The 14,624-nt window shown below is 34.5% G+C and carries 18 protein-coding genes; 6 read left to right on the top strand and 12 right to left on the bottom strand.

All coding sequences use genetic code 11. The features are described 5' to 3' along the window. Positions 1–3: 3 nt before the first annotated feature. The 5 genes from DESTER_RS04190 to DESTER_RS08320 all read left to right on the top strand — a co-directional run bounded on the left by DESTER_RS04190 (position 4) and on the right by DESTER_RS08320 (position 3,457). Entirely contained in the window at positions 4–396 is a 393-nt protein-coding gene (locus DESTER_RS04190; protein ID WP_013638410.1) for a hypothetical protein, read from the top strand. Next, positions 393–1,394, top strand: coding sequence for a two-component system sensor histidine kinase NtrB (locus DESTER_RS04195; RefSeq protein ID WP_013638411.1), 1,002 nt, complete (start codon positions 393–395; stop codon positions 1,392–1,394). Before DESTER_RS04190 ends, DESTER_RS04195 begins: the two co-directional genes overlap by 4 nt. After that, on the top strand, positions 1,372–2,745 hold the full coding sequence (locus tag DESTER_RS04200; protein ID WP_013638412.1) for a sigma-54-dependent transcriptional regulator: 1,374 nt from the start codon (positions 1,372–1,374) through the stop codon (positions 2,743–2,745). The genes DESTER_RS04195 and DESTER_RS04200 overlap by 23 nt, the downstream gene beginning before the upstream one ends. Before the next feature lie 82 nt (positions 2,746–2,827). Next, positions 2,828–3,109 (top strand): ATP-binding protein, encoded by a 282-nt coding sequence (locus DESTER_RS04205; protein ID WP_013638413.1) that lies wholly within the window; start codon positions 2,828–2,830, stop codon positions 3,107–3,109. Positions 3,110–3,130: 21 nt separating this feature from the next. Continuing rightward, positions 3,131–3,457, top strand: a complete 327-nt coding sequence (locus DESTER_RS08320) for a 4Fe-4S dicluster domain-containing protein (protein ID WP_013638414.1) — start codon at positions 3,131–3,133, stop codon at positions 3,455–3,457. A 9-nt stretch (positions 3,458–3,466) separates the two neighbouring features. Here the strand turns inward: DESTER_RS08320 and DESTER_RS04215 are convergent, their stop codons facing one another. From DESTER_RS04215 to fdhD, 7 genes are read right to left on the bottom strand one after another with little or no spacing between them, the layout of a single operon-like run. Next, positions 3,467–4,660, bottom strand: coding sequence for an FprA family A-type flavoprotein (locus DESTER_RS04215; RefSeq protein ID WP_013638415.1), 1,194 nt, complete (start codon positions 4,658–4,660; stop codon positions 3,467–3,469). A gap of 23 nt (positions 4,661–4,683) precedes the next feature. Then, positions 4,684–5,046, bottom strand: a complete 363-nt coding sequence (locus tag DESTER_RS04220; RefSeq protein WP_013638416.1) for a molybdenum cofactor biosynthesis protein MoaE — start codon at positions 5,044–5,046, stop codon at positions 4,684–4,686. Next, positions 5,027–5,575, bottom strand: coding sequence for a molybdenum cofactor guanylyltransferase (mobA, locus tag DESTER_RS04225; RefSeq protein WP_041737405.1), 549 nt, complete (start codon positions 5,573–5,575; stop codon positions 5,027–5,029). Before mobA ends, DESTER_RS04220 begins: the two co-directional genes overlap by 20 nt. 20 nt (positions 5,576–5,595) lie before the next feature. Then, on the bottom strand, positions 5,596–6,507 hold the full coding sequence (gene moaCB / locus DESTER_RS04230; protein ID WP_013638418.1) for a bifunctional molybdenum cofactor biosynthesis protein MoaC/MoaB: 912 nt from the start codon (positions 6,505–6,507) through the stop codon (positions 5,596–5,598). A 25-nt stretch (positions 6,508–6,532) separates the two neighbouring features. Further along, a complete protein-coding gene (gene moaA, locus DESTER_RS04235) occupies positions 6,533–7,507 on the bottom strand; it encodes a GTP 3',8-cyclase MoaA (protein WP_013638419.1) in 975 nt (324 codons plus the stop codon). A gap of 23 nt (positions 7,508–7,530) precedes the next feature. Further along, entirely contained in the window at positions 7,531–8,757 is a 1,227-nt protein-coding gene (locus DESTER_RS04240) for a molybdopterin molybdotransferase MoeA (protein ID WP_013638420.1), read from the bottom strand. Between the two features lie 3 nt (positions 8,758–8,760). Further along, positions 8,761–9,528 (bottom strand): formate dehydrogenase accessory sulfurtransferase FdhD, encoded by a 768-nt coding sequence (gene fdhD / locus DESTER_RS04245; protein WP_013638421.1) that lies wholly within the window; start codon positions 9,526–9,528, stop codon positions 8,761–8,763. Between the two features lie 144 nt (positions 9,529–9,672). On the opposite strand from fdhD, the gene mobB reads away from it, so the two are divergent. Further along, complete coding sequence (gene mobB, locus DESTER_RS04250; RefSeq protein ID WP_013638422.1) at positions 9,673–10,356, top strand: molybdopterin-guanine dinucleotide biosynthesis protein B; 684 nt, start codon at positions 9,673–9,675, stop codon at positions 10,354–10,356. Here mobB and DESTER_RS04255 read toward each other — a convergent pair. Genes DESTER_RS04255 through DESTER_RS04275 form a run of 5 tightly spaced genes read right to left on the bottom strand, consistent with a single transcriptional unit; the run spans position 10,313 to position 14,558 of the window. Next, positions 10,313–11,026 carry an ATP-binding cassette domain-containing protein gene (locus tag DESTER_RS04255; protein WP_013638423.1) on the bottom strand — a complete coding sequence of 238 codons (714 nt, stop codon included), beginning with the start codon at positions 11,024–11,026 and terminating at the stop codon, positions 10,313–10,315. The two genes, mobB and DESTER_RS04255, sit on opposite strands and share 44 nt — an antisense overlap. Next, positions 11,019–11,807 (bottom strand): ABC transporter permease, encoded by a 789-nt coding sequence (locus tag DESTER_RS04260; protein ID WP_013638424.1) that lies wholly within the window; start codon positions 11,805–11,807, stop codon positions 11,019–11,021. Before DESTER_RS04260 ends, DESTER_RS04255 begins: the two co-directional genes overlap by 8 nt. Before the next feature lie 52 nt (positions 11,808–11,859). Beyond that, positions 11,860–12,825, bottom strand: coding sequence for a tungstate ABC transporter substrate-binding protein WtpA (gene wtpA, locus DESTER_RS04265; protein ID WP_013638425.1), 966 nt, complete (start codon positions 12,823–12,825; stop codon positions 11,860–11,862). A 20-nt stretch (positions 12,826–12,845) separates the two neighbouring features. Then, positions 12,846–14,153: an IS110 family RNA-guided transposase gene (locus DESTER_RS04270; protein WP_013637888.1), complete on the bottom strand. Its 1,308-nt coding sequence runs from the start codon at positions 14,151–14,153 to the stop codon at positions 12,846–12,848. 36 nt (positions 14,154–14,189) lie between these two features. Beyond that, the gene (locus DESTER_RS04275) at positions 14,190–14,558 is read right to left on the bottom strand and encodes a NifB/NifX family molybdenum-iron cluster-binding protein (protein ID WP_013638426.1); all 369 of its coding nucleotides are present in this window, start codon (positions 14,556–14,558) and stop codon (positions 14,190–14,192) included. Between the last annotated feature and the right edge of the window lie 66 nt (positions 14,559–14,624).

Genomic DNA, 14,624 nt, shown 5'->3' on the forward strand with positions numbered 1-14,624 from the left:
AGAATGGAGAACCTTAAAGGAAAACTTGTTTTTATTCAAACAGCAGGAGGAGAAAGCATAATACCATCTTCAGGGATTATAGGAGTTCTTGAAGAAATAGGACAAGAGTATCTAAAGATTAAAGATGCAGGAGTTTTTGCTCTTGTTCCGACAACAAAGGGAGCTCAGGCAACTATAATGCCTCTTGATCCAACTGCTAACGAACCTGTAGAAGCTTTCATAATGAAAGCTCAAGTAACAGCAGTCGTTCCTGTAGGGGATAAGTCAAGACTTAAGGAATTTCATCAGCAGTTTAAGGCTGCAGCTGCAGGAATAGAGCTCCCAAGCACCGGTCTTGATCTATCAAACATCAAAGAGTTTCCAAAAGGCGGTAAGGGAGGTTTATCTATAACGTGAAAGTAGAAGACCTTCTTTTTTCTTTTCCCTTCCCCATTGCAATTACTGATGGGGAAGGGAGAATAACTTATACAAATCAAAAGTTTGAGCTTCTCTTTAATAAATCTTTTAAATATCTAAAAGGTAAAAAAATTGCAGAATTCTTTCAAAAAAGAAAAGAAGTAGAAGAAAAAATAAAAAAAGCTCATACAGACCTTCTGGAAATTTTTGGCTTTAGAGATGGAGAATATTATTTAACGTTTTCTCCTCTTTATGTATCGTCAAAAGTTGAAGGCGTTATGGTTATTATCCAAGCTGTAGAAGAAAATCCTTTTAATCAGGATATACTATTTTTTCTAAAAGGTCTTTCTCACGAAATAAGAAATCCTTTAAGTGGCATTAAAGGAGCCGCTAAACTCTTTTCACAGATAAAAGAATATGATGAAGAATTAATTACAGTTTTACTTGAAGAGACAGAAAGGATAGAAAGACTTCTTGACAATGTTATTAAAAGCTTTGACTTTTCCATACTGAATTTTTGTAAAGTAAATATACATAGAATTATTCAAAATGTGGTTAAACTCTTTGAGCCTGTGCTATCAGAAAAAGAAATTTCTGTTGTCTACGATTTTGATCCTTCTCTTCCTGAAATTCTTTTAGATGGAGATAAAATCACTCAAGCTATTATGAACATTTTCAAAAACGCTATTGAAGCTGTTTCTGACTCAGAAAAGAAACTAATTAAGATAGAAACAGGATATGCTATTCAACCTTCAGGATTTATATTTATCCGTATAAAAGATACGGGAATTGGAATGGATGAAAATGAGCTAAAAAGTTTTCTTCTACCTTTCTTTTCTACAAAAGAAAGCGGTACAGGATTAGGTGCGTTTATAACATCTGAAATTATAAAAAGACATGGTGGTGATTTAAAAGTAAAGAGCCAAAAAGGAATTGGCACAGAAATAACTATACTTCTTCCTATGAAGAGGAGTGATGGCGAAGATTCTCATTGCTGATGATGAAAAGAGTATAAGAGTGGTTTTAAAAAAATACCTTTCTTCTTTAGGTCATGAGGTTATTGAGGCCTCAGATGGAATTAAAGCTATAGAAGTTCTTAATAAAGAAAGTATAGACATTGCGTTTGTTGACATAAGAATGCCAAAAAAAACAGGACTTGAGATACTTAAGGAAGTAAAGAATGTTCCAATCGTTATCTTAACTGCTTATGGCACTATGGATTATGCTATAAAAGCAATGGAAAACGGAGCAATAGAATACATTACAAAACCGTTTTCTTTTGAAGAAATAAAGTCCATCCTAGATAAAGTGTTAAGTTTGCAGGAACGAGAAGAAGAAGAAGAAAGTTTTTGCGTAGAAGATGAGATTATTGGAACAAGCAGGAAAATGCAAGAAGTCTTTAAACTTATTGGTAGAGTTGCTAAAAGCAATGCAACGATACTCATAACGGGAGAAAGCGGAACAGGAAAAGAACTTATTGCAAAAGCCATTCACAAATATTCTTCAAGAAGAGATAGACCTTTTTTAGCCGTAAATTGTGCAGCTCTTCCACCTAACCTTCTTGAGGCAGAGCTCTTTGGCTATGAAAAAGGTGCCTTTACAGGAGCAATATCAAGTAAGAAAGGTATTTTTGAACAAGCAAATGGAGGGACTATTTTTCTTGATGAAATAGGAGAACTTGAACTTTCTCTTCAGTCGAAACTCTTACGTGTTCTTCAGGAAAAAGAAATAAGAAGAATAGGAGGAACTAAAACTATCAAAGTTGACGTTAGAATTGTTACAGCAACAAATAGGAATCTCGAAGAAGAAGTAAAAAAGGGAAATTTTAGAGAAGACCTCTTTTTCCGTCTAAATGTTGTAAATATAAACTTGCCTCCTCTAAGAGAAAGAAGAGAAGACATAATTCCTCTTGCTGTTTACTTTATAAAGAAGTTTTCTAAGGAATTTAAGCTTCCTGTTAAAGAACTTTCTGAAAGTACCGTTGAGTGGCTTTTAAACTATGACTTTCCAGGAAATGTTAGAGAACTTGAAAATATGATTTTGAGAGCTATGCTTCTTTCTCCTATTGATATCATCGATGTAAAAGATTTAAAGCCTACTGCTATTATCAGCAAAGAACCTGCATTTGAAGAAGCAATAAGGAATTTTGTGGTAGAAATTTTTACTGTTGAGCAAAAGGAAAAGAATAACCTTTATGACCTTGTTATAAAAAGTGCTGAAAGGATTTTAATATCAGAAGTTTTAAAATACTGTAACTACAATCAAGTTAAAGCAGCTAAAATTCTTGGAATTCACAGGAATACTCTCAGAAAGAAAATAAAAGAACTAAAAATAGAAATTTCTAATTAATCAATTTGAGCTACATCATTGTTGTTTATCTGATTATAGTTGTATAATGTTTATAATGTGAAAATAGTCTTGGAGACAGTATATGAATCAGATTTGTAAGTTACATATAAAACAGGAAATTCTTGATAAAGTAAAAAGGCAAGTGATTCTATGTCAAGATGGTTCTCTTTTTATTCCCCAATATCCTGGAGGAATTGACTATTCAAAATGTACAGGTTGTGGTAAGTGTGTAGAAGTCTGTCCTCAAGGATGTATTAAATTAGAGGAAGTAGATGGAAAATTAGTAGCTATTTTTTCCAATTGGGAGCTCTGTATTGGTGATGGAATATGCAAAATCATTTGTCCTGAGAATGCTTTTTTGTGAAAGTCTGGATGTTCCTCCAGTTTGGAGAATGTAGAAGTTAAAGAAGATGAACTTCTCTCAGACGAAAACGGTAATTATGCATATCTGACTCTCGGAGGATACCTTTATACTCCAGCTTTCTTAGAAACTATAGACAAAGAAAAATGTCAAAATTGTGAACAGTGTCTCCAAATGTGTGAGACAAGAGATCTTGACGAGGAAGGAAATATTATTGCTGCTTATTCCGAGCTTTGCAGTGGATGCGGTCACTGTGTTAATCTTTGTCCTTCAAAAGGAATAAAAGCTACCCCTCTTCCTCTAGAAGAAATGATAAAAAGGATGAGAAGAAGAAAAGAAGAAAACAGATAATCTATTAATTTATTCCGTGTACTCTTTTGTTTTTTCTACTATTTCCTCTGCTAGTTCTCTCAATTTTTCAAAGTCACTATCCTTTGGAAATCCCTTAACCATTACAGGTTCAATCCATTCAACTTTTAGATTTTTTAGTGTTTCCTTAATGTGTTTAACAGTTACAAGCCCTCCCCAACCATAAGAACCTATGATAGTAGCAAGTTTTGTTTTAGGTTTAAGAGCGTTTACAAGATATGCAAATGAAATTACTGCCGGATGTGCTCCTGCAAGAACTGTTGGCGATGCAAAGACTATTCCTGCAGCATCAACTAAGTCCATCGCAATATTTCCAACATCAGCAGTTATGAGATTGTAAGGTCTTACAGTAACACCTCTTGCACATAGCTCAGAGGTTAAAAATTCGACCATACAGCGAGTACTTTCATGCATTGAAACAAAAGGAATAACAATGAGAGGATCAACCTTATCTGAAATCCATTTCTTGTAAGCATTCAATACAGACTCGGTATCTTTTATTACAACTCCATGGCTTGGAGCAAGAATATCAGGTTTTAATTCATCTATAAGTGCAAGATGCTTTTTTATGAAATTTCTAAAAGGCATCATTATTTCTGAATAGTAACGTTTGGTTTCTAAATAAATTTTAGCTCTATTTCTATTAGAGGTATCAAAAAGCTCACTTGTTGCAATGTGAGAACCTAAGAAATCACAGGTAAAGAGAACTTTATCTTCAACAGCATAAGTAAACATTGTTTCAGGCCAATGAACCCAAGGAGCCATAAAAAACTGCAAAGTTTTGTTCCCAAGAGAAAGAACTTCCTTATCTTCAACTACTAAAAAGACATCTTCTGAAAGATTAAGAAAATCAATAAGCATGTCTTTACACTTTCTATTTGTTACAACCTTTGCTTCAGGATAAAGCTTAAGAATTTCGGGGATCATTCCAGAGTGATCTTGTTCTGCATGGTTTGAAATAATGTAATCAATTTTTTCGACTTTGAGCTCTTTTAAGTTTCTTAAGAGCTCTTCACCTTTATAAGGCTCAACTGTATCAATTAATGCTGTTTTCTCGCTTCCAAAGACTATATAAGAGTTGTAACTTGTTCCCTCAGGAAGAGTAACAAGTTCATCAAAGATAACCCTATCCCAGTCTATTGCTCCTACCCAATAGATTCCATCTTTAATTTTTTTCACAGCCATTTATCCCTCCTCAATTTTAAAAGCTAAGATTGAATTTCCTTTTCAACTACAACTTCTTCTTTAATTTTTGATAAAAGTTCTTCAAAAACTGGTACAACATCTTTTCTAAACTTTCCTGCAACAATAACCACCATAATGTCATCGCCTATCTTTAATCTACCTTTATTAATCCAAACTTTAATTGCTTCAATTCCTTTTTTCTTTTCAAATTCAGATACTACCTTTTTTAGCTTTTCCTCATCAAAAGAGAGCTCCATCTCCTTTATTTTCTTTCCTGTTCTTGAAATTTCTCTTACTATCCCGTTGTGAACAAGGACCATTCCAAGATTTTCAGGATTTGAATTTTTTTTAATTTCTTCTAAAAGTTTATCTACTGATGACCTCATAAAGCTCCTTCCTCGTATTTAAGTTTATAAGACTTTTCTTTTGATAATCTAAATGCAAAAACTTTCTAACGTCAACTCTTTTACTTTTCATTAAATAGTGAAGATCAAAAACTTTATGCTTTCTAGATTTTAAAAATTTTTCAACAATACAAATTTGAAACTTTGAAATCAGGAAAAACAAGGAGTGAAGGTTATCTCCTTCCGAAATGACAGCAGGTGGGAACTCCCTTGAAAAAGTTTTTAAAACTTCAGCCTTTAAAAAAGGAGTATCTCCCGGAAGGAAAAGAATTTTTTCGTTTTTTGCAGCTCTTAATCCCGTAATAATTCCATAAATTGGAGAAAAATCTGTAAAAGGTTCTAACACAAATTTAATACTCTTTATATGTCTAAACTTATCAGGGAATTTCCCAACAATTAGAATTTCAGAAAATCCTTTTGTAGCTTCAACAACGTGTTCAATTAAAAGTTTTCCATAAAGGTTTTGGGACAGCTTATCTTTTCCAAACCTACTACTTTTACCTCCTGCCAAAATACAGACTGTAACGTCTTTCAGTGTCCTTCTCCCTTTGCCATTTTAAGTGCATGTTTTACAAGTGGTAAAAGCATTTCAAGATTTTGCTTAACACCTTTTGTGCTTCCTGGTAAGTTCAAAACTATAGAGTTTTCGCTTAAAAATCCTGCTTTTGCTCTTGACATTAAAGCCTTTGGAGTAAATCTGACTCCAAGAATGTGCATAGCTTCTGAAAAACCTACCATTTCCCTTTCTATGACTTCAGAAGTAGCTTCCGGAGTTACATCTCTCTTACTAAAGCCAGTTCCACCAGTTGTAACTATAAGGTTTACTTCCATTTGTTTAAACTTTTTGATAGCCTCTTTTATAGCTTCTTTTTCGTCTGGAACGATTGTATAACCAACAACTTCAGCTCTAAACTGCTCTAAGATCTCTTTTGCAAGAAGACCACTCCTATCCTCTCTTTTTCCAGCATAGGCTGAATCACTAACAGTGATAACAGCTGCTTTTAAACCACTTAAGTCTTCTCCCCAATCAGACTTTCCACCACTTTTGAAAATAATCTTTACTCCTTCTATAACCATGTTCTTATCGAAACCTTTACACATATCAAATATGTTTAAAAGTGCCATCATAACAGCGTTCATTGCTTCAACTTCGTATCCAGTTCTCCAAATTCCTTTAACTTCTGCTTCAACTTCAATAAAGTCTTCACCAACTTTGGTTTTTAGCTCTATGTGATCAATGGGAATTGGATGACAAAAAGGAATGAGTTCTGCAGTCTTCTTTGCCCCCATAATTCCTGCAATTTGTGCAGTAGAAAGGACATCTCCTTTTGGAATTTCTTTGTTTAGAATTTTTTTCACTGTTTCAGGAGAGAGTTTTATTCTTCCAACAGCTTTTGCAGTTCTTAGTGTGTCAAACTTTGTAGTAATATCTATTGTTTTCATAAATTTCCTCCAATAAAGTTACTACCTATCCTCCAATTGTAAACATTTTTCTTAAACATCCACGATTTTCAAGAGCTCTAATTCCATCAATGTTAATTTTTCTCAAAAGTGCTTCAGTGATTACTTCCCTAAGGTGAGGTCTTCTATAACTAGGATTTCTAATAATTGACTTTAGATCTATATCTTTATCACTCATAAGGCATAATCTCAACTTTCCATCCGAGGTTAACCGTACTCTATTACATGAATTACAAAAGTGTTCACTAATAGGTGAAACAAATCCTAATTTTGCATTTGTTCCTTCCACAATAAAAGATTTTGCAGGACCATTTCCTCGTGTCTTAACAGGAATAAGCTTTCCAAACTTTTTTTCAATTTGCTTTTTTATTAAAGTAGATGAAATAAAGTTCTTCCTAGAAAAAAACTTTCCTCCAACCGGCATTAGTTCTATGAATCTAACTTCTACTCCGTAATTTTCCGATAATTTAACAAATGACTCGATTTCTTTATCGTTAAAACCCTTTATTAGAACTGTATTCACTTTAACTGGATTTAGTCCTTCTTCTATTGCTTTTTCTAGTCCATGAAGAACCCTTGATAAGGTTCTGGTATCTCCAGTTCCCGTTATAAATCCAAACTTTTCCGGTTCCAAAGTATCGATGCTAATATTAACTCTATTTAATCCATGTTCTTTCAAAGACTTAACCTTTTCTGAAAGAAAGAAGCCGTTTGTTGTTAAAGATATATCCCTTATTTCTTCTAGTTCCCTTATCTGGACTATTAGACTTTCAATTCCCTTTCTTACAAGGGGTTCACCACCTGTAAGTCTAACTGAATCAATGCCAAATTCTGTAAAAACTCTAACAATTTCTGTTATTTCTTCATATCGAAGTATTTCTGAATGGGGAATAAATTTCTTCGTCCCTTCCGGCATGCAATATCTACATCTAAAATTGCATCTATCTGTAACAGAAATTCGCAGATAATTTATTCTACTCAAGCCTTTATCCTCTATTAAAAAACCTATAGTTCCTTAATAAGAATCAGATCTACTAATTCTCCAGTAGGTATGTAATCAGTTCCTATTGGAACAACCATTAGCCCAACATTTCCAGTCATTGCTGAAAGAATTCCTGAACCCTGTTTTCTAAGAGGAAAGACCTTATATTCTCCAGACTCTACATCATAAACATACTTACATCTTGCAAATTCCATTCTGTTAGACTTTTTTCTTTTAAATTCTTCTGCAAGAACGCCCTTTACCTTTTTTCTAAAAATGCTTTGAGCTCCCAACATTCTTCTAATAAACGGAAAAACAAAGTTATAAAAGTTTATTACTGTAGAAACAGGAAAACCTGGAAGTGAAAAAATAAACTTTTTTCCTCTTTTACCGAAGAAAACAGGTTTCCCTGGTTTTATCTTAAGCTTATAAAAGAGAGTTTCAACGCCAATTTCCGGAAGAATTGCCTTTATAAAATCGTAGTCTCCCATTGATATCCCACCAGAAGTGACAACCAAATCGCATATTTCAAATGCTTCAATAAGTGTCTTTTTAGTTTTTTCTTTATCATCATCAACAATTCCAAAATAAACTGGTTCTCCTCCAGCTTCTTTTACAAGTCCGTAGAGAGTGTATGCATTAGAGTTTCTAATCATTGATACCTCTTTAATTTCCTCTCCAGGCTCTATAATCTCATTTCCTGTTACTACTATTCCTACTCTTGGTTTTACAGAAACTTTTATGTGAGTTTTATTGACGGAAGCAAGTACACCCATTTCAATAGGAGTAATAAAAGTTCCTTTCTCTAAAACCGTAGAGTCCTTTTTATAGTCTTCTCCCTGTTTTCTTATGTTTGAACCTTTTGGAAAATTTTTCTCTATCGTAACAAAATCGTTTTCTTCCTTTGTGTATTCAACCGGTACAACAGTATCACAACCTTCAGGAATAATAGAACCTGTAAAAATTTTAACGGCTTCTCCTTTTTCTATTTTCCTCTTTGAGAGCTTTCCAGCTGGAATGTCATCAACGATTTTTAATCTTGCAGGAACGGCTTTTATGTCTTCAAACCTTACTCCGTAGCCATCCATTGCAGAAACAGAAGCAGGAGGATTATCTCTATCTGCCAGTATCTCTTCAGCCAAAACTCTATGAAGACTATCAAAGAGAGAAATTTTTTCTGTTGGAAGAGAAGGAACATTAGATAGAACAACTTCTAGAGCTTTTTCAAACTCTATATAAATGTTTTCCATTACTTAATCCTCCCATACTACTCTATCTGGCCTATTAAAGACATTTATCCTTCCTGGCCTTGCATAACAGATAAGCGTAACATCTGCTCTTCTTGCAATTTCAAGCCCCAAGGAAGAAGTTGCCGTTCTTGAAATAACAATCGGAATTCCAATTCTTGCACACTTTAAAACCATGTCGGATGTAAGTCTTCCTGTTGTGTAGATTGCTCCACGGGGCGAGAATTTTCGAAGGAGAATTGCTCCTACTACTTTATCTACTGCATTGTGTCTTCCAACATCTGCGTAAAAAGCTTCAAATCCTTTTTCTGACCAAAAACCACAGGCATGAACGCAGTGAGTAAGATTTCCAATTTCATTCCTTTTTAGAGTTTCTCTTATTAGATCGTCTATTTCTGAAAGTTTCATTTTGTATTCTTTGAGCTCTTCAAAAGGTCTTTCTAACATGTCTCTTGAAATCTTTCCAGTTCCTCCACAACCAGAAGTAATAATTACATCTTTTTTTTCTATTTTTTTATCTTTCGTATAGACGAAAATTCCACCTTTATCACAGACTCTTACGCTTTCTATGTCTTCAGGCTTTTGGATATATCCTTGTGAAAAGAGAAAACCTACTCCAAATTCTTCTAGGTTACAAGGAAGAACCATAGAGCTCCCTATGTACTCATCATTCAAGAATACTTTATAAGAGACTTCTTCAACAACAAATTCTTCAAGCTCAAAGCTGCTATTAGGGATAACTTCTAATGTTTTATGCTTTGAATATAAACTCATCTTTCCTCTATAGTTTGAATTGTTTTTATTCTAACATCTAGAAAAACTTTCGTATAAAGGTTTTCAAAGAATATTTTCAATATGTATCTGCTTTTTTAAAAAGCATATAATGATATATCAACGTCTCAAACCTGGGAGAAAGTAATGGTTCCGATTATTTCATTTATTGGATATCAAAACTCAGGAAAGACAACTATTGCTACAAAGGTTGTTGAGATACTCAGGAAAAAGGGATACAAGGTTGCAGTTTTAAAGTCAACAAAGCATAAAAATGTAATAAAGGATACAGAAGGAAAAGACAGCTACAAATATAAAGAAGCTAGAGCTGATGCCGTTGCTATTGTTACTCCGGAAGAACTTATACTCTTTCAGAAAATTGGAGAGATTGATCTTAAATACCTTTCCTTCCTCCCCTTTGACGACTACGATATCGTTATATGCGAAGGCTTTAAGCATTCCGACGTTCCAAAGTTTGAGGTAACAAGGAAAGAGCTAAACCAGCCAATCCTTGTCGGACAAGTGAAAAACATTATCGGCGTTATTTCAGACTACGAGATTAAAGGAGTTAAGAACTTCTCCATAAATAAACCTGAAGAGGTAGCCGAGTTCATAGAGGAAACATTTATAGCAAAAAAGGAAGATCAATTCTCTGATGAAGTTGAACTCTTTGTTAACGGAAAAAGAGTACCTATAAAACACTACGTTAGGGAAACACTGAGAGAAATTCTCTTTGGTTTTGTTAAGCTCCTAAAAGATATTGAGTATCCAATCAAGAAGATGGATATCAGAATTGTCGTTGATAGGGGAGAAAAGAAAAGAACTCCCTGATTTTGCAGGGGAGCTCTCCTCTAGACTTTTCAATAAACTCTTTCCAGCTTCCAGAAAATAGAATTTTCCCGTTTTCTATGTGAAAAATCCGATCTGATAGTTTTTCCGCCTCTATCGGATCATGAGTTATATGGATAACTGTTTTTTCTCCTTTTATCTTTTTCAGGAACTCTATCAATTCTGCTTTGTTAAAAAAATCTAGGGAGTTTAAAGGTTCATCAAGAATTACCACCTCTGGATTAGAAAGAATAGCCCTTGCAAGAGCCACTCTTTGAGCTTCTCCTCCGGAAATACTTAAAGGTTTTTTATCAAGAATTTTTTCTATGCCAAACCTACTGCTTATTTCCTCTATTTTTTCTTTATCAGGTCTTAGTTTTTTTACTTTAAAAGGAAATTCAAGATTTTCCAATACAGTCATGTGAGGAAATAAGGTATTACTCTGGGGAAGATACGAGATACCTCTTTTTTCAGGAGATAAATTTGTTATATCTTTTCCTCTCATAAGAATTTTCCCGCTGTCTAATTTCTCTATACCAGCTATAATTTTCGCAGTCATGCTCTTTCCAGCACCGCTTTTACCAAGAATTACAACATACTCATTCTCCTTTATTGAAAAATCAACGTTAATACTAAAGTAACTAAGCTTTTTGTTTATCTTTACTTCAAGCACTTTTTCTTTCACTCCTATAAGAAATTGATAGGAGAATGATAAAAATAAGGAAACTTATTAGCATCATTAAAACTGCAATTGGAGTAGATGCTTTTAATCCATAATCCTCAAATCTTTCATACATAAGAATCGGAGCCGTAATTGGATAGTAGGCTATTATAAGTAGAGCTCCAACTTCACTGATTGAACGAGCAAAAGAAAGGATGGCTCCTCGGAGTATATAAGGGAAAGCAAGAGGAAGAACGACAAATCTTAATACCTGAAACGGTGAGGCCCCAAGGCTTCTTGCAGTCCAGATAAGTTCTTTATTAATTGAACGAAATCCTAAAAGAGAAGAAGTAATAGTGTAAGAAATACTTACAAAGCACATAGCAACTATAATCCCATAAATTGTATCCACAAAGTGAATTCCAAAGTGAGAAAAGAATTTACCTAAGGTAGAATTTTGACTTAAGAGTTTTAAAAGAATTATTCCTACAGCAACATGAGGAATAACTATAGGTAAATTTAGAAGACTTTCTAAAAAACTTTTCCCTCTAAAGTCAACCGTAGAAAGAAAGTAAGAAGTTGGCACTCCTATTATTAAACCCAAAATAGTTGAAAAAATTGCTCCTTTTAAAGTTGTGAAAATTGCATTCCAGACTTCACCGTCTTTTAAAGTAGATTCAAGGGATTCAGGATTTACAGAAACAAAGATGTTCAGAATAGGAACAACTATAAAAGCAAAACAACCGAAGGTCAGAACACCAATAAGAAACAGAAGCCACTTCTGCTTTCTCACCCGCCTCTTCTCCCGTTTCTGAAATAAAAAGGGGAGACACCCCAGCATCTCCTTAGTTCCCCTTGGCTTCTATTACCTTAGGAGGATATATAGGATTCTGATAGCACTCTTTCAGAATTCCTACACCTCTCTTTGAGGTAACAAAATCTTCCCACAATTTTGCTTCTTTTGGATGAGGAGCATTCTTTACTGTTGTAATGCCGTAGGCTATTGGTTTTCCTTTAACTACTTTGCCGTTTCCAAGTTTTACTTCAACTTTTGAATAGTAGTTTTTATAAGCAAGATCTGAAAGGTTTATCTTCTTTGGAAGTTCTACATACTTTAATCCATGTTGAAGAGCAACACTTTTGTATTCAATTGCATAGTCAATAGCTCCACTTTCAAGAAGTCCTAATAGTGCTACAGCCTTCGGACGGACAAAAACTTTATTTCCCTTTGTTCTAAAAATTTTAGGAACTAAAACCTTATACTTTCCGTCTTCTTTAATAAGTTTCAAATTGGTACCAGGAGCAAGAAGTTCTTTGTATAAAGGTTTTTTATAGTAATCAGAAGCAAGAACTATCATCATTACAGTTCTATAACCACAAGGATCAAGGTTTGGATTTGAAAACCCCCACTTCACATCCTTTTTCTTTAGAATTTCATACCAATTGCTACTGTTGATCTTATCTCCATACTTTGACTTAGAGGTATAACAGAGAACTAGCTCATTTGTTGCAAATACTTTAACGTGATCTGTATATTTTGGAAACATCATCTTCGGTATAAGTGAATAGTCTGCACTTGCAACAACATCACAGGGTTTATGAAGGTCAGTAACTTTTCTGATAGCCTTTACGCTTCCACTTGGTTCCCTTCTAACATCAATGTTAGGATGTTCTTTTTCAAATTCTTCTTCCATTTTCTTAAATGGAACAGAAAGGCTTCCGGCATGAAAAATAATAAGAGTCGTTTTTTCAGTTGCAAAAGCAGTGGAGGTTATTAACGTTGAACACAAAACAGCAAGTAACTTTCTCATTTTCCCTCCTATGAAAGATGTCAACCCCCAACACAGAGGTTGCATTTATTTTCAACAAAATCCATAAATTGCCTTCTCTCTCTCAAAACTGCGAACATTACTTTAACCAATTTCCTCGCCGCAGCTATCAGCGCTTTCTTCTTCTCTAAACCTTTCTTAACTAACCCTTCGTAAAATCTTTTAACTGAATTGTCTAACTTGCTGTTCAATAACGCTCTCGTAGCCTGGATAATCTTGTTCCTCGTTCTGCTGTCCCCTTTCTTTGTTATCCTTCCATTTCTAACTTCGTCTCCACTGCTATTAACACGAGGAACAAGTCCAAAATAAGCCGCTACCTTGTCTCCGTTTTCAAACCTCTCTTCGTTACATACGGCAGATATAAAGGCTATAGCTACTATATCTCCTACTCCAGGTATGCTTTTTAGAAGTTCTACTTTTCCCTTAAGCTCCTCATCTTCTCCTATAAAACTCTTGATATCTTCTTCTGTCTCTCTTATCTTATCTGTTAAGTATTCTATTGTTTCTATTTGCCTCCATATCGTTTCTCGTAATGACGGAGGCACTTTCTTCTTCGTTTCTTCCTTTATCCTTTCCATCCCTTTCTTCGTGGTGAGTTCTCTCTTGTTTGTCTTTATCCCATATTCAAGCAATAGGCTATGAAGTCTGTTAATTACCCCTTTTCTCATATCTACAAAGCTATCTCTCTCTTTCATCTTTATCCTTAGCTCTTTTTCTTTTCTCGTCGGGACGTAAACTGTCGGAAGTAAGCCCATTTCATAGTAAATGGCTATCGTTTCTGCATCTATCCTGTCGTTTTTAGCACTGTTAACACCTTTTAGAATGTTCTTAAATTTGTTAGTGTTAACGTAAGTTATTTCATCAACGCAGTTCCTTATCTCCTCCGTAAAAAATGTTACTCCTGTTAAGGTTTCTACCGCAACTTTTACTGAATATCCTTTTTTCCTAAAAGTTGTTAGGTGATTTTTAAATTTCTCTAACTCTTCTGCTTCGTACTTCTTGGTATTAAGTATCCCTGTCAGACAATCTAAATAAGCTGCTGTAAAGCTGTTTTTGTGGTAGTCCACTCCGACATACAGTGTTTTCTCTACCTTCTCCTTCATCTCTACCCCCTGATATGTTTTGTGTTTTGCAACCTCTGCTTCGGGACTATTCCCATACTCCAATACGGCGCTTCCCGCCACTATAATTAGCCGGCAGGAGGCATCGGCTAATCTCCACGCACGGGGCTTATTCCCCAGGGAAAAATCCAGCCTCCTGCCTTTAAAGGTTGCCTCTTTACTATAGTCCCGAATTTCAGGGGGTGACATCTTTTATATCATCTCCTTTAATAAACTATCCAAAAGCTAATGTCTATCCTCATTAGGTTCAAGGAGCTCTTCAAGTTCTCCCTTTTTAAACTTCTTAATCGCATCGTCTAAAAATTTAACTTGTGGTGGTATTAAATAAACCTTTATTCCAAGAATGTTTCGTATCTTATCAAAAGAACCTGGTCCCATCTCTTTCACAAGAACTGCTTTAACATTTTTTTCACTGAACATATCAGCAATGAGCATTCCCCTTCCCCTTTCTAGATGAAGTCCTGGATTTTTCACAACTTCAAGCTTTTCTGTAGCTATATCAACAATAGCAAAGTAATTTGACTTTCCAAAATGAGCATTAACTAGTTTTTTACCTTGAACTTCAGTATCAAGAATTGGAACTGCAACTTTCATTTTTCTCCTCCACTTTTCAATTTAATTATAAAAATCCAATGAACTAACATCAAAATATTGTCCTCA

This window comes from Desulfurobacterium thermolithotrophum DSM 11699 (assembly GCF_000191045.1).
Classification (GTDB): domain Bacteria; phylum Aquificota; class Aquificia; order Desulfurobacteriales; family Desulfurobacteriaceae; genus Desulfurobacterium; species Desulfurobacterium thermolithotrophum.

Excerpts from the sequence above, each read along its gene's own strand:
- DESTER_RS04275 (WP_013638426.1), bottom strand. The coding sequence starts at position 14,558 with ATGAAAGTTGCAGTTCCAATTCTTGATACTGAAGTTCAAGGTAAAAAA.
- mobB (WP_013638422.1), top strand. The coding sequence starts at position 9,673 with ATGGTTCCGATTATTTCATTTATTGGATATCAAAACTCAGGAAAGACA.
- DESTER_RS04220 (WP_013638416.1), bottom strand. The coding sequence starts at position 5,046 with ATGAGGTCATCAGTAGATAAACTTTTAGAAGAAATTAAAAAAAATTCA.
- DESTER_RS04190 (WP_013638410.1), top strand. The coding sequence starts at position 4 with ATGGAGAACCTTAAAGGAAAACTTGTTTTTATTCAAACAGCAGGAGGA.
- moaCB (WP_013638418.1), bottom strand. The coding sequence starts at position 6,507 with ATGAAAACAATAGATATTACTACAAAGTTTGACACACTAAGAACTGCA.
- DESTER_RS04240 (WP_013638420.1), bottom strand. The coding sequence starts at position 8,757 with ATGGAAAACATTTATATAGAGTTTGAAAAAGCTCTAGAAGTTGTTCTA.
- DESTER_RS04205 (WP_013638413.1), top strand. The coding sequence starts at position 2,828 with ATGAATCAGATTTGTAAGTTACATATAAAACAGGAAATTCTTGATAAA.
- DESTER_RS04200 (WP_013638412.1), top strand. The coding sequence starts at position 1,372 with ATGGCGAAGATTCTCATTGCTGATGATGAAAAGAGTATAAGAGTGGTT.
- DESTER_RS04270 (WP_013637888.1), bottom strand. The coding sequence starts at position 14,153 with ATGTCACCCCCTGAAATTCGGGACTATAGTAAAGAGGCAACCTTTAAA.
- fdhD (WP_013638421.1), bottom strand. The coding sequence starts at position 9,528 with ATGAGTTTATATTCAAAGCATAAAACATTAGAAGTTATCCCTAATAGC.
- wtpA (WP_013638425.1), bottom strand. The coding sequence starts at position 12,825 with ATGAGAAAGTTACTTGCTGTTTTGTGTTCAACGTTAATAACCTCCACT.
- DESTER_RS04215 (WP_013638415.1), bottom strand. The coding sequence starts at position 4,660 with ATGGCTGTGAAAAAAATTAAAGATGGAATCTATTGGGTAGGAGCAATA.